Source organism: Bacillus cereus group sp. MG16, from assembly GCF_040459875.1.
Classification (GTDB): Bacteria; Bacillota; Bacilli; order Bacillales; family Bacillaceae_G; genus Bacillus_A; species Bacillus_A paranthracis.
Window position 1 is genome coordinate 515,056 of record NZ_JARVHE010000001.1, and the last position, 23,257, is coordinate 538,312.

Below are 23,257 nucleotides of genomic sequence, written 5' to 3' on the forward strand. Positions count from 1 at the left end.
GGAATGGTATGTGTAATAGAAAGTGATATGAAGGATGTGATTTAAAGTGAAATTATATTCTTTGCTTCAGTCATTTGTAAATTACGCTAATGGTCAATATCATTTAGAGCCGCTTTTAAGACAAGGAGAAAAAACTGTTAATTTCCGCTTTGGGGATGAAAGTTGTTCGTTACAAATTTCAAAAGATTATATAGAGTTGCTACATGAGGAAAGAGGAACGGAGCAAATCGTTTGTGTAGATGAAGAAGATGTAAAACAATTGGTGAATGGCAATGTACGATTGCAAACGTTAATGAACGATGGACGTATACAATATTCGGGAACGTATCGAACGATGTTATTAATTGAATCGATGTTTCATATATGTAAACCGATGTCAGTAGGTGCTTAAAATTCTGAAGTTTCGTTTTTTGCGAAAATTTCTGTTGACATGGTGTGTGGATATTGATACAATTCAATTCATAAAATATAGACAATTTCATAAATTACAAATCAGACGAAAATGTAATCTGATTTCTCTTATCAAGAGAGGTGGAGGGACTGTGCCCTGTGAAGCCCGGCAACCGTCAACTTATGTTGAAATGGTGCCAATTCCTGCAAAGCAAATGCTTTGAGAGATGAGAGAGAGGGATAATGTTGTTATATACGCATATAAACCTTTCTGCTTCTCTAAAGCGGAAAGGTTTTTTTGTTGTTTGAATGTGGAGGACATTCAAATAATAAAAGTAATGAGAACGGTGGACTACACGCATCAAAAATAAAAAATTGCGGAGTCGATCAAAAATCTAGCTCCAGCGGCTAGAACAGTCGGTCGTTTCATCCCTTCCTATGAGGCAAAAAGCGCCTCTACGTCTGGGATTCCAACGCCCTCTTGTTCTAAGCGAGCCGCTTACGCTTTTTATTAAAAAAAGGGGTGATACACCATGATTCTATTAGAGAATGTAAAGAAAATATATAAAGCAAAAAGCGGTGATGTCACTGCTGTAGATAATGCCAATTTAAAAATAGAGAAAGGTGAAATATTTGGTGTTATCGGATATAGTGGCGCTGGAAAAAGTTCTTTAATTCGATTATTCAATCAGTTGGAGAAACCAACTTCAGGTCAAATTACAATTGCAAATCGCGTCATTTCAGCGATTACAGGAAGCGAACTTCGTAAGGCAAGACAAGAGATCGGAATGATTTTTCAACACTTCAACTTACTTTGGTCACGAACTGTACGTGAAAATATTGAGTTTCCACTTGAAATTGCAGGTGTTGATAAGGCGAAGAGAAGGAAACGCGTGGATGAGTTAATTCATCTTGTTGGATTAGAAGGAAGAGGAGACGCGTATCCATCTCAGCTGAGCGGAGGACAAAAGCAACGTGTTGGAATTGCAAGAGCGTTAGCTAATAACCCACAAGTACTTTTATGTGATGAAGCAACGTCAGCTCTTGATCCAGAAACGACAGATCAAATTTTAGATTTACTATTAGATATTAATAAACGTCTCGGCTTAACAATTGTACTTATTACACATGAGATGCACGTAATTCGAAAGATTTGTAATCGCGTTGCGGTAATGGAGAAAGGAAAGATTGTAGAAACAGGTCCAGTACTTGATGTATTCCGTAATCCACAGCAAGACATTACGAAACGATTTGTACAGCAGTTAACGGATTCTGAAGATACAAATGAAACGATTGAAAGTTTAATTGAAAAATATCCAGATGGAAAAGTAATTCGTTTGCAGTTTATCGGTGAAGCGGTAGAAAGACCAGTACTTCAAAGGTTAATGCAGCGCAGTGATATAGAAGTTAGCATTTTGCAAGGAAATATTGCACAAACGAATAACGGCTCTTACGGTAGTTTAGTTGTTCATTTAAATGGTGAGGAAACAGCGATTCAGCAAGCAATAGAGGGAATACATCAAGATCAAGTAGAGCTGGAGGTGATTGCACATGGATAAGTTACTCACGAATGTTGATTGGAATCAAATGTTAGAAGCAACTGGTGAAACGTTATATATGACGGCAATCGCAGCTCTTGCCACATTTATTTTAGGACTCATTTTAGGATTGTTACTCTTTATGACAGCGAAAGATAATTTATGGGAAAACAAAGCGGTTAATACGGCGATTGGAGCGTTCGTAAACATTTTCCGCTCGATACCGTTCATTATTTTAATCATTTTATTAATCCCATTTACAAAGATTTTGCTTGGAACAATTCTTGGAGCGAGCGCTGCACTTCCAGCTTTAATTATTGGAGCGGCACCGTTTTACGCAAGAATGGTTGAAATTGCACTTCGCGAAATTGATAAAGGTGTAATTGAAGCTTCAAAAGCGATGGGAGCAAAAACAAGTACAATTATTTTAAAAGTATTGATTCCAGAATCGTTACCAGCATTAGTATCTGGTATTACGGTTACGACAATTGCTTTAGTAGGCTATACAGCAATGGCGGGAGTTGTTGGTGCTGGTGGCCTTGGAACACTTGCTTATTTAGAAGGATTCCAACGAGGAAATAACGACGTAACAATCGTTGCGACAATTTGTGTATTACTAGTTGTATTTTTCATTCAATGGATTGGTGATAGTGTAACGACTCGAATAGATAAACGATAATAAAAAACGGGAGGATGTTTCAAATGAAAAAGTTATTACTTACAGCACTGATTTCAACTTCTATTTTTGGGTTAGCTGCTTGTGGCGGCAAAGATAAAGATGAAAAGAAACTTGTTGTTGGTGCTTCTAACGTACCGCACGCTGAAATTTTAGAAAAGGCAAAACCGTTACTTGAGAAAAAAGGAATTGAATTAGAAGTGAAAAAATTCCAAGATTACGTGTTGCCAAATAAATCGTTAGCAGATAAGGATTTAGACGCAAACTATTTCCAACACATTCCATATTTAGAAAAAGAAATGAAAGATAAAAAATATGATTTTGAAGTAGCAGGAAAAATTCATTTAGAGCCAATTGGTGTATACTCTCAAAAATATAAAAGCTTAAAAGAGCTTCCAAACGGAGCAACAATTATTATGAGTAATTCTGTTGCTGATCATGGACGTGGTTTAGCAATTTTACAAAAAGAAGGCATTTTAAAAATTAAAGATGGGGTAGATCCAGTTAAAGCAACTCCAAAAGATATCGCGGATAATCCGAAAAACTTAAAATTTAAAACGGATATTGAGCCTGCTTTATTACCACAAGTGTATAACAATAAAGAAGGCGACGCGGTTTTAATTAACTCGAACTATGCAATTGATGCGAAGTTAAACCCAGAAAAAGATGCAATTGCAATTGAAAGTAATGATTCACCATACGCAAACGTAGTAGCTGTTCGTAAAGGGGATAAAGATAAGAAAGAGATTAAAGCTCTTGTAGAAGTATTACATTCTAAAGAAATTGAAGACTTCATTAATAAAGAATATAAAGGGGCAGTTGTTCCTGTAAAAGAATAATTGCTGTAAAAGGGCTGGTGTATGCCAGCCTTTTTTATAACTACATAATTATACGGGAGAAGGGGACATCATATGAAAAAGATTCTATTGTCAGTTGTTACAGCGCTGTCTGTATTTACATTAGCTGCTTGCGGAGGAAAAGAGGAGAATAAGCTTGTTGTGGGAGCTTCTAACGTGCCGCACGCTGTTATTTTAGAAAAGGCACAGCCAATATTAGAGAAAAAGGGTATTAAATTAGAAATTAAAAAATTCCAAGATTATGTGTTGCCAAATAAAGCGTTAGCGGATAAGGAAATTGATGCGAACTACTTCCAACACATTCCTTATTTAGATAAAGAAATCCAAGAAAAAGGATATAAAATTGTAAACGCGGGAAAAATTCATTTAGAGCCAATGGGTATTTATTCGAAGAAATATAAAAGCTTAAAAGACTTACCAGATGGCGGGACAGTGATTATGAGTAATAACGTAGCAGAGCGTGGCCGTATGCTAGCACTGTTACAAAAAGGCGGCGTTATTAAACTAAAAGACGGAGTAGATGTTGTGAAAGCAACAGTAAAAGATGTTGTAGAAAATCCGAAAAACTTAAAGTTTAAAACAGATGTAGAGCCTGGTCTTTCACCGAAGTTATATGAAAATAATGAAGGTGATGCATTATTTATTAATTCAAACTATGCAATTGACGCAAAATTAAATCCAACAAAGGATGCGATTGCGATTGAAGGATCAGACTCTCCGTATGCAAATATTATTGCAGTTCGTAAAGGTGACGAGAAGAAAAAAGAAATTAAGGAGCTAGTAGAAGTACTGCATTCAAAAGAAATTCAAGATTTTATTAATAAAGAATATAAAGGTGCTGTACTTCCGGTAAGTGAATAAATATAAGGAAAGGGCTGGAAATTTACCAGTCCTTTTTTCTTTATATAAATAAGAAGAAAGGTGTATCATATAAGGATGCAAGTGAAATACTTATATACATTTGTGAAAAAATTGTTACTTTTTTTCATCGTTTGCGATATCATTTTATTTGATATAAAATTAGAATGAGAATAAAATGAGAATATGAACGTTTTAGGAATTTTTAAAATGTATATATAGGATTAATGGAGGTATTGAGATGGCTGGTTCTACATTAACGGTTAAAGACTTACACGTATCAATTGATGGCAAAGAAATTTTAAAAGGTGTAAACCTTGAAGTAAAGGGTGGAGAAATCCACGCAATTATGGGACCTAACGGAACAGGTAAATCAACTTTATCTTCTGCAATTATGGGTCACCCAAAGTATGAAGTAACAGAAGGTAGCATCATCATCGACGGTGAAGATGTATTAGAAATGGAAGTAGACGAGCGCGCACAAGCAGGTCTATTCCTAGCAATGCAATATCCAAGTGAAATTAGCGGAGTAACAAACGCTGACTTCTTACGTTCTGCAATTAACGCACGTCGTGAAGAAGGCGATGAAATTTCTCTTATGAAATTTATCCGTAAATTAGATAAAAACATGGAATTCCTAGAAATGGATCCAGAAATGGCACAACGTTACTTAAACGAAGGTTTCTCTGGCGGTGAGAAAAAACGTAACGAAATTCTTCAATTAATGATGATTGAGCCAAAAATCGCAATCTTAGACGAAATTGACTCAGGTCTTGATATCGATGCATTAAAAGTTGTATCTAAAGGTATTAACGAAATGCGCGGCGAAGAGTTCGGTTGCCTAATGATTACGCATTACCAACGTTTATTAAACTACATCACTCCAGACTTCGTTCACGTTATGATGAACGGTCGTATCGTTAAATCTGGTGGACCTGAGCTTGCACAACGTCTAGAAGCTGAAGGTTACGACTGGATTAAAAAAGAATTAGGTATTGAAGACGAAACAACAGAGCAAGAAGCGTAAGAGAGGAGCATAAACATGACAATCGGTACATTACCTTTCGATCAAGAAACAATCCGTCAACGCGCAAGCGAAGTAAACGAAGCAGCTTGGTTGACTGAGTTCCGCTTACAAGCTCTTGCACAAGCAACTGAACTTCCAATGCCAACGCCTGATAAAACGAAAATTGAAAAATGGGACTTTATCGGAAAAGGCGACGCTGCTAAGCAAGAGCCTGTAAGTTCTTTAACAGAGCTTCCAGAAGCAGTGAAAAACTTAATCGATGAAAATAACAGTGTATTAGTGCAACGTACTGGTACAACTGCATTCGTTTCTTTAGCAGACGAAGCAAAAGAAAAAGGTGTTATTTTCACAGACATCGTAACAGCTGCAACTGAGCATGCTGAACTAGTACAAAAGTACTTAATGAAAGACGGCGTGAAGGTAGACGAGCATCGTCTAACTGCACTTCATGCTGCATTAATCAACGGCGGTGCATTCGTATATGTTCCGAAAAACGTTGTTCTTGAAACTCCACTTCAAGCTGTATTCTTAGTAGACGGCGAAGAAGCTAACGTATATAACCACGTATTATTCGTAGCTGATGCGAACAGTACTGCAACTTATGTAGAAAACTACGTTGCAAATGAAAATGTTAAAGGTATTGCAAATATCGTAGCAGAAGTAATCGTGGAACAAGGCGCACAAGTGAAATTCGGTGCGGTTGATCTATTAGCAAAAGACGTAACAACTTACGTTAACCGCCGCGGGGTTGTAGGACGCGACGGCCGTATTGATTGGGCTCTAGGCCTTATGAACGACGGAAACACAATTTCAGAGAACGTTACGAACTTAATGGGCGACGGTTCATATGCTGATACGAAAACAGTAACAATTGGCCGTGGTAACCAAACACAAAACTTTACAACTAAAGTTGTTCACTTCGGTAAACACTCTGAAGGTTGGATTTTAAAACACGGTGTACAAAAAGATAGCGCAACATCTATCTTTAACGGAATTGGTAAGATTGAACACGGTGCATCTAAATCAAATGCACAACAATCTTCTCGCGTTCTTATGTTAGATGAAAAAGCTCGCGGTGATGCAAACCCAATTCTTTTAATCGACGAAGATGATGTAATGGCAGGTCACGCAGCTTCAGTAGGTCGCGTAGACCCAGTCCAACTATACTACTTGATGAGCCGTGGTATTCCAAAACGCGAAGCAGAACGTTTAGTCATCCATGGATTCTTAGCACCTGTAGTGAATGAGCTTCCAATTGAAGGAGTAAAAGCACAGCTTGTTGAGGTAATTGAAAGGAAAGTTCGCTAATGAATATTCATGAAATACGCAAACAGTTTCCAATTCTTGATCAAAAAGTGAACGGCAAACAACTTGTTTATTTCGATAGTGCAGCAACTTCTCAAAAACCAATTCAAGTCATTGAAACGTTAGAACGTTACTATAAAGAATATAACTCTAACGTGCATCGCGGTGTTCATACGCTCGGTACGAAAGCTACCGATGCGTATGAAGGTGCACGCGAGAAAGTTCGCAAGTTTATTAATGCGAAATCAATGGAAGAGATTATTTTCACGCGCGGAACGACAACTGCATTAAATACAGTAGCGGCTAGCTATGGTCTTGAAAATGTAAAAGAAGGCGATGAAATCGTTATTTCTTACATGGAGCACCATAGTAACATCATTCCGTGGCAGCAAGTTGCGAAGAAAACTGGTGCAACTTTGAAATATCTTCTGCTTCAACCAGATGGGACAATTTCAATAGAAGATGCTCGTCAAACAATTACACCGAATACAAAAATCGTTTCTATCATGTATGTTTCTAACGTACTTGGAACGATTAACCCTGTAAAGGAAATCGGAGCAATTGCACACGAAAATGGGGCAATTATGGTCGTTGACGGTGCACAAAGTACACCCCATATGAAAGTGGATGTACAAGATTTAAATTGTGATTTCTACGCATTATCTGCTCATAAGATGTGTGGACCTACAGGTATCGGCGTATTATATGGTAAGAAAGAATTGCTAAACAATATGGAGCCAATTGAATTTGGCGGTGAAATGATTGATTTCGTAGATTTACAAGAATCTACTTGGAAAGAGCTTCCGTGGAAGTTTGAAGCAGGTACACCGATTATCGGTAATGCAATCGGACTTGGTGCGGCAATTGATTTCCTAGAAGAAATCGGTCTTGATAATATTGAAAAGCATGAGCATGAATTAGCGCAATACGCTTTAGAAAGACTATCAGAAGTAGATGGCGTTACAATTTATGGTCCAAAGCATCGCGCTGGTCTTGTTACATTTAATATTGAAGACGTACATCCTCACGATGTAGCGACAGTATTAGATGTAGAAGGTATTGCGGTTCGCGCAGGACACCACTGTGCACAACCGCTTATGAAGTGGCTGAAAGCTTCTTCAACAGCACGTGCGAGCTTCTATTTATATAATACAAAAGAAGAAATTGATACATTTGTTGAATCGCTAATCAAGACAAAGGAGTATTTCACAAATGTCATTTAATAATTTAGATACGTTATATCGTCAAGTTATTATGGATCATTACAAAAATCCTCGTAACCATGGCGTGTTAGAAGATAGTGTTACAGTGAACTTGAACAATCCAACTTGCGGCGATCGTATTCAACTTACGATGAAAGTAGAAGAAGGTATTGTGCAAGAAGCGAAGTTTGAAGGAGAAGGATGTTCTATCTCAATGTCTTCAGCTTCAATGATGACACAAGCAGTAAAAGGTAAGAAAATTGAAGAGGCACTTCAGCTTTCTAAAATTTTCTCTGACATGATGCTAGGAAAAGAGTACGATGACAGCATCGATTTAGGAGATATTGAAGCATTACAAGGCGTATGCAAGTTCCCTGCACGTATTAAATGTGCAACATTAGCGTGGAAAGCGTTAGAAAAGGGCTTAAACGAAGATAAGTAATGTTAAAGGTTCCTAAAAACGAGGTTATCTAAGGAGGGACACACCAACATGGCGAAGCAACTGCCAGATATCGGCGATTATAAATATGGTTTCAAAGACAAAGACGTTTCGATTTTCCGTGCTGGACGCGGTTTAACAAAAGAGATCGTTGAAGAGATTTCACGTATGAAAGAAGAACCACAGTGGATGTTAGACTTCCGTTTAAAATCACTGGATAAGTTCTACGAAATGCCAATGCCACAATGGGGCGGCGACTTAAACGACTTAGATTTCGATGAAATTACGTACTACGTAAAACCATCTGAGAAATCTGAGAAGTCTTGGGATGAAGTACCTGATGAAATTAAAGCAACATTTGATAAATTAGGTATTCCAGAAGCTGAGCAAAAATATTTAGCTGGTGTATCTGCACAGTACGAATCTGAAGTTGTATACCACAACATGAAAGAAGACCTAGAAGCTCTAGGAATCGTCTTCAAAGATACAGATAGCGCATTAAAAGAGAACGAAGATATTTTCCGTGAGCATTTCGGAAAAGTAATCCCACCAACAGACAACAAATTCTCTGCATTAAACTCTGCAGTTTGGTCTGGTGGATCATTCATCTACGTTCCAAAAGGTGTGAAAGTTGATACACCACTTCAAGCGTATTTCCGTATTAACTCTGAAAATATGGGACAGTTCGAGCGTACGCTTATCATCGTAGACGAAGGCGCACACGTACACTACGTAGAAGGTTGTACAGCACCTGTTTATACAACTAACTCACTTCACAGTGCGGTAGTAGAAATCATCATTAAGAAAGATGCATATTGCCGTTATACAACAATCCAAAACTGGGCGAACAACGTATACAACCTAGTTACAAAACGTGCGGTTTGTGAAGAAAACGCAACGATGGAATGGATTGACGGTAACATCGGATCTAAATTAACGATGAAATACCCAGCAGTTATCTTAAAAGGCGAAGGCGCTCGTGGTTTAACATTATCTATCGCAATTGCTGGTAAAGGCCAACACCAAGATGCTGGTGCGAAAATGATTCACTTAGCACCAAACACGTCTTCAACAATCGTTTCTAAATCGATTGCGAAGCATGGTGGTAAAGTAACTTACCGTGGTATCGTACACTTCGGACCAAAAGCGAAAAACTCTCGCTCTAACATCGAGTGTGACACGTTAATCATGGATAACCAATCTACATCTGATACAATTCCTTACAACGAAATCAAAAACGATTACGTTTCACTTGAGCACGAAGCGAAAGTATCAAAAGTATCAGAAGAACAATTATTCTACCTAATGAGCCGCGGTATTTCTGAGCAAGAAGCTACAGAAATGATCGTAATGGGCTTCATCGAGCCATTCACTCGCGAACTTCCAATGGAATACGCAGTTGAAATGAACCGCCTAATCAAGTTTGAGATGGAAGGTTCTATTGGTTAATATTTAAAGTGGAGGCGGCTCGTCCAGAATGTGAGGGGGATGGAGCTTCTGACGTAGAGGCGCTTTTTGCCTCATAGGAAGAAGTGAAGCCACCGAACATTCTAGCCGCTGGAACTGGATAATATATAAAGAAAGCGCCCTGCTGTGCAGGGCGCTTTTTTATTGTGTGAGTTGGGCTTGGGGTGGGGTTAGCCGAGATACCCAGGTGGGTTTCTGACTAAATATATCAGCGATTTTTCAAATATATCGATGATAACTCCGAATATATCAGCGATTATTTCAATATATCGACGATTCGACAAGGAATATCGACTTATCAACAAATTACGACATAGCAGAGCGGGCATATACCCCTCAATATTTAGAGGAAAGAGGAGCACCTATTCATAAAGCGCCGAATTGAAGTAATTGATGCTAAGATACTGACAAACCCATGGGGGAAATCCACCAAAATACTTGCAAAACCACTCAAAAAAAATTCTCACAAATCCCCGTTTTATCAACTAATCCACAAACTAGAAAAATAAAGTTTTCATATTAAAAAGGGCAATCTTTTGCTTTTTCCCATAATGCGAGTACAATGTAAAATAGCAAGAAAAGACGAAAAGTATTTACAGGATTATTGCATACGCATAGCGTAAATGGCAGTAAGGAACTGAGAGGAGGTTTTTTCTCTGAATATAAATAAAGAAACAATTATCCACCTTTATCATACAAACGATATACATAGTCATTTTGAAAATTGGCCGCAAATTTCTCGGTTTGTACAAGGGGAGAAAAAGCGAAGACAGGAAGCGGGAGAGACCGTTTTGACTGTAGATATCGGCGATCATGTGGATCGTTTTCATAGTATTTCGGAAGCGACGAATGGGCTTGGCAATACGAAGCTTTTAAATGAGGCGTTATATGATTATGTAACGATCGGAAACAATGAAGGAATTACGTTAGCGAAGGAGCATTTGAATCGTCTATATGATGATGCTGGATTTGAGGTGCTTGTCGCGAATTTATTTGAAAAAGAAGGTGTACGTCCGGAGTGGGCAAAGCCTTATAAATTACATACAACGACAGATGGGATTACGATTGCTTTTATCGGATTAACGGTTGCGTATCCAGAGTTTTATCAAATGTTAGATTGGCATATTGAAGATCCAATCGAGCATTTAGAGTCTATTTTAGAAGAAGTGAGAGATGAGGCTCATATAACGGTTGTCCTTTCTCACCTTGGAAAAAGCATGGATGAGCATATGGCGGAGCAGTATGATATAGATGTTATTTTAGGGGCACATACGCATCATTTATTTGAGCGTGGTGTTCTTATGAATAATACGTTACTTTGCTGTTGTGAAAAGTGGGGACGTTACGTTGGGCACGTTCAGCTTACTGTGGATAAAGAGACGAAGAAGCTGTTGAAAAAGGATGGTAGAGCGATTAAGACTGAACGTTTAGGTGCTTATAACAAACCATTATCCACAATTGAAGCGCTGCAGGAAGAAAGTAAACATATTATGGAAGAGCCTGTCGTTCATTTAAAGGAATCATTACCGGTTGATTGGTTTCATGAGACAGCATTTTCGCACATGTTAGCAAATGCGCTGAAAAACTGGTGCGATGCAGAAATTGGCATGGTAAACGCCGGTGTACTGCTTGAAGGATTAGAAGAAGGCGTTGTGACGCGCGGAGATATTCACAGAATTTGTCCACATCCAATTAATCCATGCCTATTAAAAGTGCCGGGGAAAACGTTAAGAGAAGTGATCTTGAAAGCACGTCGCCCGAATATGGAGAACCTTGAGGTAAAAGGGTTTGGATTTCGGGGGAAAGTAATGGGGAAAATGATTTACGCTGGTGTAGAAGTCATTCCAGATACGATTCCCGGGAATAAAATTTTACTCGAAGATGTATTAATTAACGGAGAATCGCTTGAATTAGATCGTATATATACAGTAGGAACGATTGATATGTTTACATTTGGGTACTTATACCCAGAGCTATCCACACTTTCTAACAAACAATATTATATGCCAGAACTACTTCGAGATGTGTTAACAGACATGTTAATAACTTATACATCTTCTGTCAAACTATAGGCTAGTTAACTTGTAACACTCATTTTTCTCTTGTCATACAGATAAGAAAGAGAGGAGTGTGAACTATGGTTAATGTAGAGCCGATTATAATCGATAATTATACGTTTATTGCGGTTAGCGTCAAACTTCCAAAGACAAATTTGCTAGCTGTAATGAGCGATAAAGGATATATTATGTGCGGTGCATTAGATGTAGGTCTTTTAAATGAGAAGTTAGGAGATCGTGGTATTATTGCTGGCCGCGCGGTTGGTGTAAGAACGATTGAACAACTTCTTGAAGCACCGCTAGAATCAGTAACGATTGAAGCCGAATCGTTAGGTATTACGGCTGGCACAATCGGAAAAGAAGCATTATTAAAAATGAGATAAGCATATATCGTCCCTCCTTCTTGCATAGAAATAATATAAGAAGGAGGGTTTTGTATGAGTATATTTCGTTCGAAAAATTCGCGGTTTCGAAGGGGACCTATTTCTTTTCGGCACATACTGCTTATGTCGTGTATTCTTTTTATTATATTACTCGTGCAAGGATTATGGATTGTGAATAGCAGCATTCAGCCGACGTTAATGAAATATGGAGAAGTAGAGACACATAAAATGGCGACAGCGGTTATGACGAAGGCGGTAAAAGATAGAATTGATGAGGGATTCGATGTCGATTCATTAATGAAAGTACAAAATGATAAAAACGGGAAAGTATCCACAATTAATTTAAATACGAAGCAAGTAAATGAAATCGTAACGTCAACGACCACATACATAGAAAAGTATTTACAGCAAGTAGAACAAGGGAATTTGAAGGGACTAGGTATTTCTGAAAAAAATGGGGCAACGATGGCAGTTCCGTTTGGCCGTGTAACAAATAATGCGCTTCTTGGAAATATCGGACCCGACATTCCAATTGATTTCACAACGATTGGTCATGTAAATACGGATATTAAACAAAAAATTGAGCCGCACGGAATCAATACGACAGCGATTCAAATTATTATGGAGATGGAAGTAACGTTGCAAGTCATTATTCCATTTCATACGAAAGAAATAAAAGTGAAACAAAATGTTCCAATTGCGACGCGCATTGTTCAAGGAGAAGTGCCTACGTATTATGGAAGCGGAAGTGTTGTTGTACCTGATAAAAAGAAAACGGATAGTTAGTCGAATATAAAAAATAACCGTAGCAATGTGCTACGGTTATCGTTTTGTATTCGCGCGTTCTTTTCGCTCCCAAAGACTTAAGTGCATGTAGGGGTCGAAAGCCCATTCTGTATAACCATTGTCTTTATACATGCCGAAATGTAGGTGGGGCGGGAATTTTCCAGCTGTGCCGGGAGGGCCGTAACCGGTGCTACCAACAAATCCGATTACTTTTCCAGGCTCGACAATTTGTCCAAGCTGTATTTCTTTTGAGAATCCGCCTAAGTGAGCGTAATAATGATAATTGTTATGAAGGTCACGAATACCGATGCGCCATCCGCCAAGGCGGTTCCAGCCTTTTGTTTCAATAATGCCATAGCAAGTGGATCTTACTGGTACGCCATAGCCTGCGAATATATCGGTTCCTTCATGAACCCTTCTTCCCCCAAAACTTCTTCCAGCGCCAAAAGTACTACGGTAGCTATGGTCACTGCGAATCGGAAGAGGGAACGCATTTCCTTCTAAATTAATACGTCCGTAATGTTTATAAATTTGGGCGTATTCGGTAATTAAATCAACTGTTTTTGCACGTCTATAATATTCCCAGAGCATGATTTTAATACGTTCTTCTGACGTTCCTTGTTTCTTTAAAATCGTTGCTGCTGTATGCAAAAGATCACGGTCGTTATTTGCATTTGCAAATCCATCTTTGTCACCATCTAAACCTAACCCGCCAAATAGAGCAATTGTATGGGGGAGAGTGTCGTTACCATTAACAGGTCCAGCCCATATTTCTCGTTTGAAATAAAGGGAAATGATGGCATCTGGTTTTTTCGGAATATCTTTTCTTACGCTCCGTATATTTCTTTCGTATTGATCCATTGCAGCTAAGTAATACCACGGAATGCCTGAAGATTGCTCGGTTTCTTTATATAGTGCCATGCGCTTTTCGTATATGCTTTGCTGATTATCTTCACCGTAAGCGATGTTTTGGTGGAGAAGAAAGCAAATCGAAAGCAAAAGAGAAATTTTTCGAAGCATGAAATAGACTCCTTTCACATCATCACTCTTTTTAGTGTGGGATATACGGAGTATTTCATTATAGGGAACGATTGGAAAAAATCTTAGAATCTTCATTTGAGCAAATCGCTTTCATACGTTAGAATAGATATGTTACATTGAAAGAAGCGAACACGGTAAACTATTTCATATTGTGCGGAGTTGATAACCATGACAAAACAAACAGAATATAAGCGCAAGCCCGAATGGTTGAAAATTAAGTTAAACACGAATGAAAACTATACAGGCTTAAAGAAAATGATGCGTTCTAAAAATCTTCATACAGTTTGTGAGGAAGCAAAATGTCCGAATATTCATGAATGCTGGGCTGTAAGAAAAACAGCAACATTTATGATTTTAGGTGCGGTTTGTACACGTGCTTGTCGTTTTTGTGCGGTTAAAACAGGCTTACCAACTGAGCTTGATTTACAAGAGCCAGAACGCGTAGCAGATTCTGTAGTACAAATGGGCTTAAAACACGTTGTTATAACAGCGGTTGCACGTGATGATTTAAAAGATGGTGGAGCAGCTGTTTTTGCTGAAACAGTACGCGCTGTACGTCGTAAAAATCCATTTACGTCAATCGAAGTATTACCATCTGATATGGGTGGAGTAGAAGAAAACTTAAAAATGTTAATGGATGCAAAACCAGATATTTTAAACCATAACATTGAAACAGTACGTCGATTATCTGACCGAGTTCGCGCTAGAGCAAAATATGATCGTTCATTAGAGTTTTTACGTCGAGCAAAAGAAATGCAGCCTGATATTCCAACTAAATCGAGCATTATGGTGGGCTTAGGTGAAACGAGAGAAGATTTAATTGAAGCAATGGATGACTTACGTGCAAACAATGTGGATATTTTAACTCTTGGACAATACCTACAACCATCTAAGAAGCATTTACCAGTTCTTAAATATTACCCACCAGCGGAATTTGCAGAGCTAAAAGAAATTGCACTTAGCAAAGGCTTTAGCCACTGTGAAGCTGGCCCACTTGTGCGTTCTTCTTACCATGCGGACGAGCAAGTTCGTTCTGCAAAAGAAAACACAGCAGAAGCAAAATAATGAAAAAAGGGAGCTAATGATTAGCTCTCTTTTTGTTTGTACTCCAAAACAGTATTTGAACATGTTAATAAAATCTTTTTTAATTCTTCTGTGGATAATTCAATTGTAAATTCAGGTACACCAGGTGTAATTAAAATTTTATCGTACGTATAAATAGCGTTATCCACAATAATTGTTACATCGTGTGAATACCCGAAAGGAGCTACACATCCTGGCGTACAACCAGTTTTGTCTCGCAGTTCATCAGCGGAACAGAGAGATAAGCGTTCTCCTGTTAGTTCTTTCATCTCTCCGCGGTTAAGCCTTGTGCCCTCTAACGTGAAAAATACGTAATAATCTCCAGCCTTTGATTTTAAAAATAAGCTTTTACTTGGAGTACCTTGTAAGCCAAGCCTCTCGCGTACGATCCGATCTGTCTCATAATCGAGTACCGGTTCGTGTTCGAATTTTTCATAAGAAACATTTGTTTTATGTAGTAAAGCAAGTACATCTTCGTACATATGGAGTGATACCCCTTTCTATTATTAGTACAGTTTCTTCTCGTGGCGTCAACTGAATGTGTTGGAAAGAGATATTACTTGGACGGTGCTTTCCATAATCGTTTTAGGCTACATTGTTCATCAATTGTAATTTCGTACATATCAGGATTCGTTAAAGCTCTCCATTCATGAAAGCCGATCGTATGATCAAAGTGCTTTAAAATGAGCGTAAGTAAGTTTCCATGTGTAACGAGTAATATTGTAGTATGGTTTAATTTTAAAACGTCTTCGATAAGCGATATAGCACGGTCCGTTGCTTGTTTTGTTGACTCTCCGCCTGAAAAGGCAATATCTATATTTGTAAAAGTAGATTCTAGTTTTTGCATCCAATCGTCCATTGAAACGTCGCTTAATATGCGTTCAGCTAATCGTTCATCTTCTTGGATAGACAAATTAGCTTGGAGTGCATAGGGCCGAATAGAATCGATAGCTCGCACAAATGGGCTTGAAATAATATGATCTATTTGTAGTTGGTTTTCTAAAAGGAATGTAGCAAGGGTGTTTGCTTGTTTTTTTCCATCGGTCGTTAATTCGGCATGACGTTCTTGGCCAGTTGCTGAACAATGTCGTATTACAATGATTTTCTTCATAATTCATCCCCATCTTTCAAGTTGACGCTATATACTTCGACGAATGCGGAAAAAATTCCTTTTTATCCCGCTTTAATGGGCAGTAAGACCCCACCTCAAAATTCAGCGCAAGCAAAGAAGTTAGGTGGGGGTCGGGCTGCCCATTAAAGTCCGATTGGTGAGGGCTGATTAAAGTTTCACTTTATTGGAAACGGCATATTGATCTAAATATGTGGAAAAGTAATGTGGATAATAGAAAATTGAGGTGCCATTATGAAAAGAATGATATGTATCGTATTCATGATTTGTTTTCTTACGCAACTGTCCACAACATATGCACAATCCAATCAAAAGTTAGATTATCCAAGTAATCGAAATAAGCCATTTGTGAGCGAAGATGTGTTTTACGAACAGTTAGATAAGAAAATGTATAAAGAATACAATAATGCAGCGTATAGTGTTCGAAAAAAGATTTTATTTAAAGAAGTACCCGACGAAGAATTTTCCTTTCTACAAAAAACAGCCGCGGGTTGTCGGGGTGAAGTGGTGCTTCAAGATTCTTTTATTCACCCTGATTGCCAAGTTTATTTTTTCGCTTCCTTTTCTCAAAATGAAGTAGAAGAGTTACACAAGTACATCGTTATAGATGCAGAAACAAAGAAGGAGCTGCAAAGCGGTAAAAGTTATCATCGCTATGATAATCTTTATAAAAAATAACCCACCAACAGGCGGGTTATTTTTACTTTGGCACACTCATTAATTTCTCTTTCATTTTACGAATAAGAATGATAGCGCCAATTGTGAAGAGAAGGGTGATTCCTTCTGCAACAAAGATGTTGATTGTTTTCGTTTGGTAAAGTGCCGCGAAGAAGTCTACAAGTGCGTGGAATAGTATAGCGTACACAAGGAAGATATACTTCTTCTGTTTTACTGCGTATAAAACAAGCATTGTAAAGGCGATTTGCAGCACGAGTGCCATAATTCTTTCTAAGCTGCCAAGGAAGTATAAGTAGGCAGGTTGCTGAATTAACATGTCTTGTAGGCGGCTTAGTTCTGGCATTTTTTCGACCATCTGGGCGAAGCTACCGTTGTTAATTGAATTCGCAAATATAAGTGCTTGGAATGCAGAGAATCCGCCAACTAAAATGGATTCAATTCCGCCGTGACCGATTCCGTAAGCGAAGCCATCTTTATATTCTTGATATTTTTTTAGTAGGAAGAAGAAGGCAACGAAGCGTCCTAATTCTTCAAAAATACCAGCAGTGAGTCCGCCATAAAGTGCGAAAACAAATGGATTTTCTAAAATTGGAGCGATTGCTGGATTACCGCGCATAAATAGGTGGAATGGTGTTTCGAGAATTTGGGTAAATCCGATAAAGATAAGAACACCAACACCGACTACTTTCCAATTTATATTATATTTTTTACGGAAATAAACGAGTACAATAATTGGGACCAGAATCGAGACAATGAGTTGAAAGATGATGCTGGCAATTACAGTATTTGAAACCATATTTTCACCGCTTTCTAATATATGTACATATCTATTATGCATGAAATATTTTATAAAGAAAATGAATTTACTTATTGACTCTAACGTTGCGTCATACTTTATCGTATGTATTAAGGGGGAGATACACATGGCAATGAAGGTAAAAGAAGTAGCTAATTTAGTTGGAATTAGTGTGCGCACACTGCATCATTACGATGAAATTGGGTTGTTAACCCCAGATGAGACGACAGAGTCTGGATATCGTCTGTATTCCAATGAAAATTTAGAGACATTGCAGCAAATTTTATTTTTTAAAGAATTAGGCTTCCCTTTGAAGAAAATTAAAGAAATTATCATGAGTCCATCATTTGACCGGGAAGAAGCATTGCAGCTTCATAAGAAAATGCTTCTTGAAAAGCGGGCTAGGTTAGATAAAGTGATTGCGACGATTGATAAAACAATTCAGCATACAAAAGGAGAGATTGAAATGACGAATAAAGAGAAATTTGAAGGCTTCGATTTCAGCCATAATCCGTACGAAGAAGAAGCGCGTGAAAGATGGGGAGACGCAGCTGTAGATAAAGCGAATGAATATGCGAAAGGCATGTCTAAAGAAAACCAAGAAGAGTTTAATACGATTTACAGAAACTTAGCGGCGCTTAGACACGGAGCACCAGATTCTAAAGAGGCACAAGAAGCAATTGGAGTATGGTACAATTACTTGCAAAAATTCGGTGAATATTCATTAGATGCTTTTAAAGGACTTGGTCAAATGTACGTCGCTGATGAGCGCTTTACGAAAAATATCGATAAGTTTGGTGAAGGATTAGCTCAGTTTATGTGTGATGCGATGGAGGTTTACGCAAATCGTAAGAAATAGTAAAAAATAAAGAAGATGGAGGTTTTTAAAATGTACCCTATAGAATAGACACTTAAAAAAAAGTCTATTCTATAGGGTCTTTCTTGTATAATGAGAGAAAAATGAGAATCGGAGAAATTTCAAAATGACGAAAAAACTGTTCACAGAAAAAGAAGTTCAAGCACTATCAAAGAATCGATACGTAAAATCAGTCAGTCAGAAAGGGATTACTTATACAGATGAATTCAAACGTATTTTTATTGAAGAAAATGAAAAAGGAAAACCACCTCGTATTATTTTTGAAGAATGTGGATTTGATATAGATGTCATCGGTCTACAACGTGTTGTATCATCAGGAAATCGATGGCGTACTTCCTATAAGGAAAGGGGGGTATTTGGTTTAAGAGATACACGTAAGGATAACTCCGGAAGAAAGTCAGAGAAAGAACTTACATTAGAAGAGAAATATGCACGTTTAGAAGCGGAACGAAACTTATTAAAAGCTGAAAATGAATTATTAAAAAAGATCAAGCTTATGGAAGGGAGGATGGGAAAGAAATAAGGTTACACCCCAGTCAGAAATACATCTTAATTCGTACTATTATTGAAAGGTATAACCTGAAAAATATGGTGAGATATTTGTGTGAGATCGCTGGTGTTTCGCGCTCTGGATACTATCATTATTTTTCCGCTACTGCTCAAAGTCAGCGAGAGAAAAGAATGCATCAAGATGAAATGGCGAAAGAGCTCATAGTAAAGGCATTTCAATTTAAAAACCGAAAGAAAGGGGCTCGTCAAATTAAAATGACATTGGCGGGTCAATTTCAAGTTGTTTACAATTTAAAACGCATCCGAAGAATCATGAAAAAATATGGAATTGTCTGTCCCATTCGGAAAGCGAATCCCTATAAAAGAATGTTGAAAGCGACGAAAGAACACTTTGTAGTACCTAATCAATTAAAACGAGAATTCAGGCAAGGTATACCTGGAAAGGTACTTCTTACAGATATCACATACCTGTTTTATGGCAAAAATCAGAAAGGATACTTATCTACCATTCTAGACGGGTCTACGAATGAAGTTTTGGCTTATCATGTTTCAGAACGGCTTACTCTAGATATCGCAACGACAACTCTTCGTAAACTAAAGAGGAATAAGAAAGTGGAATTAACACCAGATGCATATATTCATTCAGATCAAGGAGCTCATTACACAAGCCCTACCTATCAAAAGTTGGTCAAAAAATTAAAGCTAGGACAATCCATGTCAAGACGAGGAAACTGTTGGGATAATGCCCCTCAAGAATCCTTTTTTGGGCACTTTAAAGATGAAGCACACATAAAAACTTGTACATCTTTCACTCAGTTAAAACAAGAAATTAAAGACTATATGAAATACTATAATCAACACCGCTATCAGTGGAATTTAAAGAAGATGACCCCTGTTGAATACAGAAATCATCTTCTTGATGCCGCCTAACTTTTTTTAAAATGTCCTTTACAAAGGGTACGGATTATTTCTCCACCTTCTTTATTTTTTTATCATATCATTCAAAGTCTGATCCCCCGTATTGTTCAAATGAGGATTTTTACTCATTTCACGTTTTAACATATCGAGGCTTTGCGTATATTCTGTATCATTTAATGCGCCAGATTGAAGCCCTTGAATTTGAGAAATCAACTTTTGGTCTGTTGATACATATGCTTTATAATAGCGAGGGACGATGGACAAAGCAGCTCTATATACTTGATCCGCTACGAGTTTCGGATCTGTTGTGTTTGCACGGTATACAACAAATACTTCATCGTCTGTAACGAGCGTAGCAGCGTTTGTAACGTCAGGAAGTTTGACTGTCATGCTTGTAATCATTTCAGCAACTTTCTCACGGTTAATGGCTCCTACTTGTTTATTAGATACTTCATGCTTTTGTTTAGATGAATAGCCGACTCTCGTTAATCGTGTATTTGTATTTTCCGTATGATACATGTCGTTTTTGTTGGAAACAAGAACACGACTTCCTTCTTCACGTTCCATTTCGGCTTTATTCGTTGATTGGCATCCTGCAAATAAGGAAAGAGTGAGAAGAGAAAGTATAATTTGTTTTTTCACGATGTATCACCTCCTTCTCCATAGCATGCACTAATTTTCAATTTTTTGTATTTGAAATTGTTGGTTGGTATGCTTTGTGATACGATAAAAAGAAGAATGCTTAGAGAGGAAGTTAATGATGGAGCAAAAGCAAGAGATTCATGCTACGGTGAGCATTAATAATGTGCAGTACGAAGTAATTAAAAACTTTCGTGACGGTTTTAGTGAAGAAGCATTTAAAGAGCGCTATGCAGAAATTTTAAATAAATATGATTACATCGTTGGGGACTGGGGTTATGAGCAACTTAGATTGCGCGGCTTCTTTGATGATAGTAACCAGCGTGCGACATATGATACGAAAATTAGTACGTTATCGGAGTATTTATACGAGTACTGTAACTTCGGTTGTGCACATTTCGTATTACGAAAAGTGAAGAAATAAAAAAATCCTCTTACAATCGTAAGAGGATTTTTTGCATTATAAACAAATCGAGATATGATCGCCTTCAGAAAGTATTGTATTTGGTTTCATTTGTTGCCCGTTCAATTGAATATCCCCGTTTTTAATTTTATCCACAATGAGTGTACGGCTCCAATCTGAAATATATGTGGATAAAGCTTTATCCATCCGGTGGGAACCGAAAACGAGGTCTAATACAATCGTAATTTCAGCTATGCCACTTTCTTTATGCTGTGTAATGGAAATAGTAGTAGTTGTTTCCGTTTGATCTTGCTGCGTCATATCAACTGTTTCAACGTGGTCAGTAAATGATTTATAAATCCGAAGTTTTTGATTCCACGTATGATCTTTCGGACATTTATAAATAGCAAAGCGATATATGTTTTTTCCGTTGGCGTTATGCCTACGAATATTTGTGTCGGTAAATAGGGTAGTGCGTCTGCAATTTTTACAATACTTTTCGATTGTGTTTTGCTCGTTTTCATATAAACTCCAAGAAAGTTGTACTTTCTGCATTTTCCTTCACCTCTTATAGTAGTGGTAAAGGAACGTAATACAGCTATTTGGATGTCTTGTAGTATGAAGACAGGAGAAATAGATAAAAATAAAAGGAGGTTCCCCAAAGAGGAACCTCCGTAAACATCATACTACAGATGCGTTACGCTCCTTTGTAATGGGAATGGGCAGACTACTCCCTTGAAAAAGCGTGGTGCTTTTTTGAGAGTAATGCTATCCAATTGCTGGTCCATTACAAAGTAAATGTTGGCATACGTAGATAACGTCCTTTCTATCCAAATAGATTTATTCTTCATTATAACATAAAGAATTGAAAATTCAAAATACTTAAAGCGAAAAAACACCAGCTAAAAAGCTGGTGCCTAAGATAAATTATATAAGTTCAAATAAAAATGAGCGTAGTTCTTCTGCAATTTCTTCAGTCATAGAAAATGCGTGCTCTAAGTAGCCTGGTTCGTTTAAATCGTCGGCGCCGATGATTGCAAATTTATTACGCTGCATATCAAGGACAATTGTTTTACCGTAATGACGATCGGAGTATAGTAGCGCTAAATCATGACGCTCATTTTCTCCCATAAAGCTAACGAAACGAGTTTTTGTAGCGACAGTGTCGTCGTACAGAAAGAAACGTTCTTCCATACACATGGCTCCTTTTATTAAATATCTAAGTTTAAGTGTGGCTTATGATCTAAATGGTGATGCGTTTTAATGAATCGTACTGTTCTTGTTTTGTAACGCATTACGATAGAATATGTTTCAGCTAAATCTCCGCCTAGGAATTTCACGCCGTCTAATAACTCACCAGCAGATACACCAGTTGCTGAGAAGATTGCATCATCACCAGATACTAAATCGTCTAACATAAGAAGTTGACGAGGATCTTCTAATCCCATTTCACGACAACGAGCTTCTTCTTCTTCGTTCATTGGAACTAAGCGAGCTTGCATTTCACCTTCAAGGCATTTTAATGCTGCTGCAGAAATAACGCCTTCTGGAGCTCCGCCAATACCTACGAATAAATCAATACCAGTTCCAGGTAGTGCTGTTGCGATTGACGCACCAACATCACCGTCACCAAATAATTTTACGCGTGCACCTTTTGCACGAACACGGTCGATAATATCTTGATGACGTTCACGTTCTTGAACGATAACTGTTAGATCGCGAATCTTTTTATTGTTAGCTTCCGCTACAATTTCAATTGTTTTTTCAATTGGATCATCTAAGCTAATTTTACCAGCTGCTTTTGGACCAACCGCGATTTTTTCCATGTACATATCAGGAGCATGAAGAAGGTTTCCTTTATCTGCGATTGCGATAACTGCCATTGCATTTGCAAGACCTTTTGCAACGATGTTTGTACCTTCTAATGGGTCAACGGCGATATCTACTTCTGGACCGTTACCTGTTCCTAGTTCTTCACCAATATATAACATCGGTGCTTCATCAAGTTCTCCTTCACCAATTACAACTGTACCTGCCATGTTTACTGAATCGAACATATTACGCATTGCTGTAGTTGCTGCATCATCTGCTTCGTTTTTCTTTCCGCGGCCCATCCACTGTGCGGATGCTAATGCTGCTGCTTCTGTTACACGGACAATTTCTAGTGCGAGTTCACGTTCCAAGATTCCATTCCTCCA

General features: G+C 37.9%; 26 protein-coding genes and 1 riboswitch. Of the genes, 18 read left to right on the forward strand and 8 right to left on the reverse strand.

From position 1 onward, the window contains the following. Window positions 1–46: 46 nt before the first annotated feature. The 13 genes from QCI73_RS02540 (at window position 47) to yunB (ending at window position 12,985) form a co-directional block, all read left to right on the forward strand. A complete protein-coding gene (locus QCI73_RS02540) occupies window positions 47–391 on the forward strand; it encodes a hypothetical protein (protein ID WP_000781212.1) in 345 nt (114 codons plus the stop codon). Window positions 392–516: 125 nt separating this feature from the next. Further along, window positions 517–624, forward strand: a riboswitch (SAM riboswitch). A gap of 299 nt (window positions 625–923) precedes the next feature. Next, complete coding sequence (locus QCI73_RS02545; RefSeq protein ID WP_000601776.1) at window positions 924–1,949, forward strand: methionine ABC transporter ATP-binding protein; 1,026 nt, start codon at window positions 924–926, stop codon at window positions 1,947–1,949. After that, the gene (locus QCI73_RS02550) at window positions 1,942–2,607 is read left to right on the forward strand and encodes a methionine ABC transporter permease (RefSeq protein ID WP_353822454.1); all 666 of its coding nucleotides are present in this window, start codon (window positions 1,942–1,944) and stop codon (window positions 2,605–2,607) included. The genes QCI73_RS02545 and QCI73_RS02550 overlap by 8 nt, the downstream gene beginning before the upstream one ends. Before the next feature lie 23 nt (window positions 2,608–2,630). Continuing rightward, window positions 2,631–3,443, forward strand: a complete 813-nt coding sequence (gene metQ / locus QCI73_RS02555) for a methionine ABC transporter substrate-binding lipoprotein MetQ (protein WP_353822455.1) — start codon at window positions 2,631–2,633, stop codon at window positions 3,441–3,443. Window positions 3,444–3,515: 72 nt separating this feature from the next. Beyond that, window positions 3,516–4,322: a methionine ABC transporter substrate-binding lipoprotein MetQ gene (gene metQ / locus QCI73_RS02560; RefSeq protein WP_000722401.1), complete on the forward strand. Its 807-nt coding sequence runs from the start codon at window positions 3,516–3,518 to the stop codon at window positions 4,320–4,322. A gap of 238 nt (window positions 4,323–4,560) precedes the next feature. Continuing rightward, window positions 4,561–5,346 carry a Fe-S cluster assembly ATPase SufC gene (gene sufC, locus QCI73_RS02565; RefSeq protein ID WP_000929158.1) on the forward strand — a complete coding sequence of 262 codons (786 nt, stop codon included), beginning with the start codon at window positions 4,561–4,563 and terminating at the stop codon, window positions 5,344–5,346. Window positions 5,347–5,361: 15 nt separating this feature from the next. Next, a complete protein-coding gene (gene sufD, locus QCI73_RS02570) occupies window positions 5,362–6,654 on the forward strand; it encodes a Fe-S cluster assembly protein SufD (RefSeq protein WP_070807091.1) in 1,293 nt (430 codons plus the stop codon). Next, window positions 6,654–7,874: a cysteine desulfurase SufS gene (sufS, locus tag QCI73_RS02575; RefSeq protein ID WP_353822456.1), complete on the forward strand. Its 1,221-nt coding sequence runs from the start codon at window positions 6,654–6,656 to the stop codon at window positions 7,872–7,874. Before sufD ends, sufS begins: the two co-directional genes overlap by 1 nt. After that, on the forward strand, window positions 7,864–8,295 hold the full coding sequence (gene sufU, locus QCI73_RS02580) for a Fe-S cluster assembly sulfur transfer protein SufU (protein ID WP_000009523.1): 432 nt from the start codon (window positions 7,864–7,866) through the stop codon (window positions 8,293–8,295). The genes sufS and sufU overlap by 11 nt, the downstream gene beginning before the upstream one ends. Before the next feature lie 48 nt (window positions 8,296–8,343). Beyond that, window positions 8,344–9,741 carry a Fe-S cluster assembly protein SufB gene (gene sufB / locus QCI73_RS02585; RefSeq protein ID WP_001118827.1) on the forward strand — a complete coding sequence of 466 codons (1,398 nt, stop codon included), beginning with the start codon at window positions 8,344–8,346 and terminating at the stop codon, window positions 9,739–9,741. A gap of 698 nt (window positions 9,742–10,439) precedes the next feature. Then, entirely contained in the window at window positions 10,440–11,831 is a 1,392-nt protein-coding gene (locus QCI73_RS02590; protein WP_353824085.1) for a bifunctional metallophosphatase/5'-nucleotidase, read from the forward strand. A 65-nt stretch (window positions 11,832–11,896) separates the two neighbouring features. Continuing rightward, window positions 11,897–12,199 (forward strand): YunC family protein, encoded by a 303-nt coding sequence (locus QCI73_RS02595; RefSeq protein ID WP_000248464.1) that lies wholly within the window; start codon window positions 11,897–11,899, stop codon window positions 12,197–12,199. Window positions 12,200–12,253: 54 nt separating this feature from the next. Next, window positions 12,254–12,985, forward strand: a complete 732-nt coding sequence (gene yunB, locus QCI73_RS02600) for a sporulation protein YunB (RefSeq protein ID WP_353822457.1) — start codon at window positions 12,254–12,256, stop codon at window positions 12,983–12,985. 36 nt (window positions 12,986–13,021) lie between these two features. Here the strand turns inward: yunB and QCI73_RS02605 are convergent, their stop codons facing one another. Next, window positions 13,022–14,005 (reverse strand): M23 family metallopeptidase, encoded by a 984-nt coding sequence (locus QCI73_RS02605; RefSeq protein WP_046198697.1) that lies wholly within the window; start codon window positions 14,003–14,005, stop codon window positions 13,022–13,024. Between the two features lie 189 nt (window positions 14,006–14,194). Between QCI73_RS02605 and lipA the strand changes: the two genes are divergently transcribed. Beyond that, window positions 14,195–15,091, forward strand: coding sequence for a lipoyl synthase (lipA, locus tag QCI73_RS02610; RefSeq protein ID WP_000166370.1), 897 nt, complete (start codon window positions 14,195–14,197; stop codon window positions 15,089–15,091). A gap of 20 nt (window positions 15,092–15,111) precedes the next feature. Here the strand turns inward: lipA and QCI73_RS02615 are convergent, their stop codons facing one another. Together QCI73_RS02615 and QCI73_RS02620 are read right to left on the reverse strand one after the other, a co-directional pair. Beyond that, window positions 15,112–15,591 carry a YbaK/EbsC family protein gene (locus QCI73_RS02615; RefSeq protein ID WP_000272743.1) on the reverse strand — a complete coding sequence of 160 codons (480 nt, stop codon included), beginning with the start codon at window positions 15,589–15,591 and terminating at the stop codon, window positions 15,112–15,114. A gap of 74 nt (window positions 15,592–15,665) precedes the next feature. Further along, window positions 15,666–16,220 (reverse strand): histidine phosphatase family protein, encoded by a 555-nt coding sequence (locus QCI73_RS02620; protein WP_327922679.1) that lies wholly within the window; start codon window positions 16,218–16,220, stop codon window positions 15,666–15,668. Between the two features lie 252 nt (window positions 16,221–16,472). Between QCI73_RS02620 and QCI73_RS02625 the strand changes: the two genes are divergently transcribed. Then, window positions 16,473–16,916 (forward strand): hypothetical protein, encoded by a 444-nt coding sequence (locus tag QCI73_RS02625; protein ID WP_353822458.1) that lies wholly within the window; start codon window positions 16,473–16,475, stop codon window positions 16,914–16,916. Window positions 16,917–16,938: 22 nt separating this feature from the next. On the opposite strand, the gene QCI73_RS02630 is transcribed toward QCI73_RS02625, so the two are convergent. Further along, window positions 16,939–17,754 carry a YhfC family intramembrane metalloprotease gene (locus QCI73_RS02630; protein WP_002163480.1) on the reverse strand — a complete coding sequence of 272 codons (816 nt, stop codon included), beginning with the start codon at window positions 17,752–17,754 and terminating at the stop codon, window positions 16,939–16,941. Between the two features lie 85 nt (window positions 17,755–17,839). Here QCI73_RS02630 and QCI73_RS02635 point away from each other — a divergent pair, with 85 nt between their 5' ends. Both QCI73_RS02635 and QCI73_RS02640 read left to right on the forward strand, forming a co-directional pair. Further along, the gene (locus QCI73_RS02635) at window positions 17,840–18,571 is read left to right on the forward strand and encodes a MerR family transcriptional regulator (protein ID WP_001241001.1); all 732 of its coding nucleotides are present in this window, start codon (window positions 17,840–17,842) and stop codon (window positions 18,569–18,571) included. A 124-nt stretch (window positions 18,572–18,695) separates the two neighbouring features. Next, window positions 18,696–20,029, forward strand: a protein-coding gene (locus tag QCI73_RS02640) for an IS3 family transposase (protein WP_416274065.1) whose coding sequence is annotated in 2 segments (ribosomal slippage) — window positions 18,696–19,080 and window positions 19,080–20,029 — 1,335 coding nt in all. Because the reading frame shifts where the segments join, the coding sequence is not laid out codon by codon here. A gap of 51 nt (window positions 20,030–20,080) precedes the next feature. Here QCI73_RS02640 and QCI73_RS02645 read toward each other — a convergent pair. Continuing rightward, window positions 20,081–20,659: a YhcN/YlaJ family sporulation lipoprotein gene (locus QCI73_RS02645; RefSeq protein WP_000744038.1), complete on the reverse strand. Its 579-nt coding sequence runs from the start codon at window positions 20,657–20,659 to the stop codon at window positions 20,081–20,083. A 118-nt stretch (window positions 20,660–20,777) separates the two neighbouring features. Here QCI73_RS02645 and QCI73_RS02650 point away from each other — a divergent pair, with 118 nt between their 5' ends. Next, entirely contained in the window at window positions 20,778–21,080 is a 303-nt protein-coding gene (locus tag QCI73_RS02650) for a YutD family protein (RefSeq protein ID WP_000435941.1), read from the forward strand. A gap of 36 nt (window positions 21,081–21,116) precedes the next feature. Here QCI73_RS02650 and QCI73_RS02655 read toward each other — a convergent pair whose 3' ends face one another. The 3 genes from QCI73_RS02655 to glpX all read right to left on the reverse strand — a co-directional run bounded on the left by QCI73_RS02655 (window position 21,117) and on the right by glpX (window position 23,242). After that, the gene (locus tag QCI73_RS02655) at window positions 21,117–21,614 is read right to left on the reverse strand and encodes a cytoplasmic protein (protein ID WP_353822459.1); all 498 of its coding nucleotides are present in this window, start codon (window positions 21,612–21,614) and stop codon (window positions 21,117–21,119) included. Between the two features lie 372 nt (window positions 21,615–21,986). Next, window positions 21,987–22,253 carry a DUF3055 domain-containing protein gene (locus QCI73_RS02660; RefSeq protein WP_000392606.1) on the reverse strand — a complete coding sequence of 89 codons (267 nt, stop codon included), beginning with the start codon at window positions 22,251–22,253 and terminating at the stop codon, window positions 21,987–21,989. Between the two features lie 17 nt (window positions 22,254–22,270). Then, the gene (glpX, locus tag QCI73_RS02665; protein WP_353822460.1) at window positions 22,271–23,242 is read right to left on the reverse strand and encodes a class II fructose-bisphosphatase; all 972 of its coding nucleotides are present in this window, start codon (window positions 23,240–23,242) and stop codon (window positions 22,271–22,273) included. Between the last annotated feature and the right edge of the window lie 15 nt (window positions 23,243–23,257).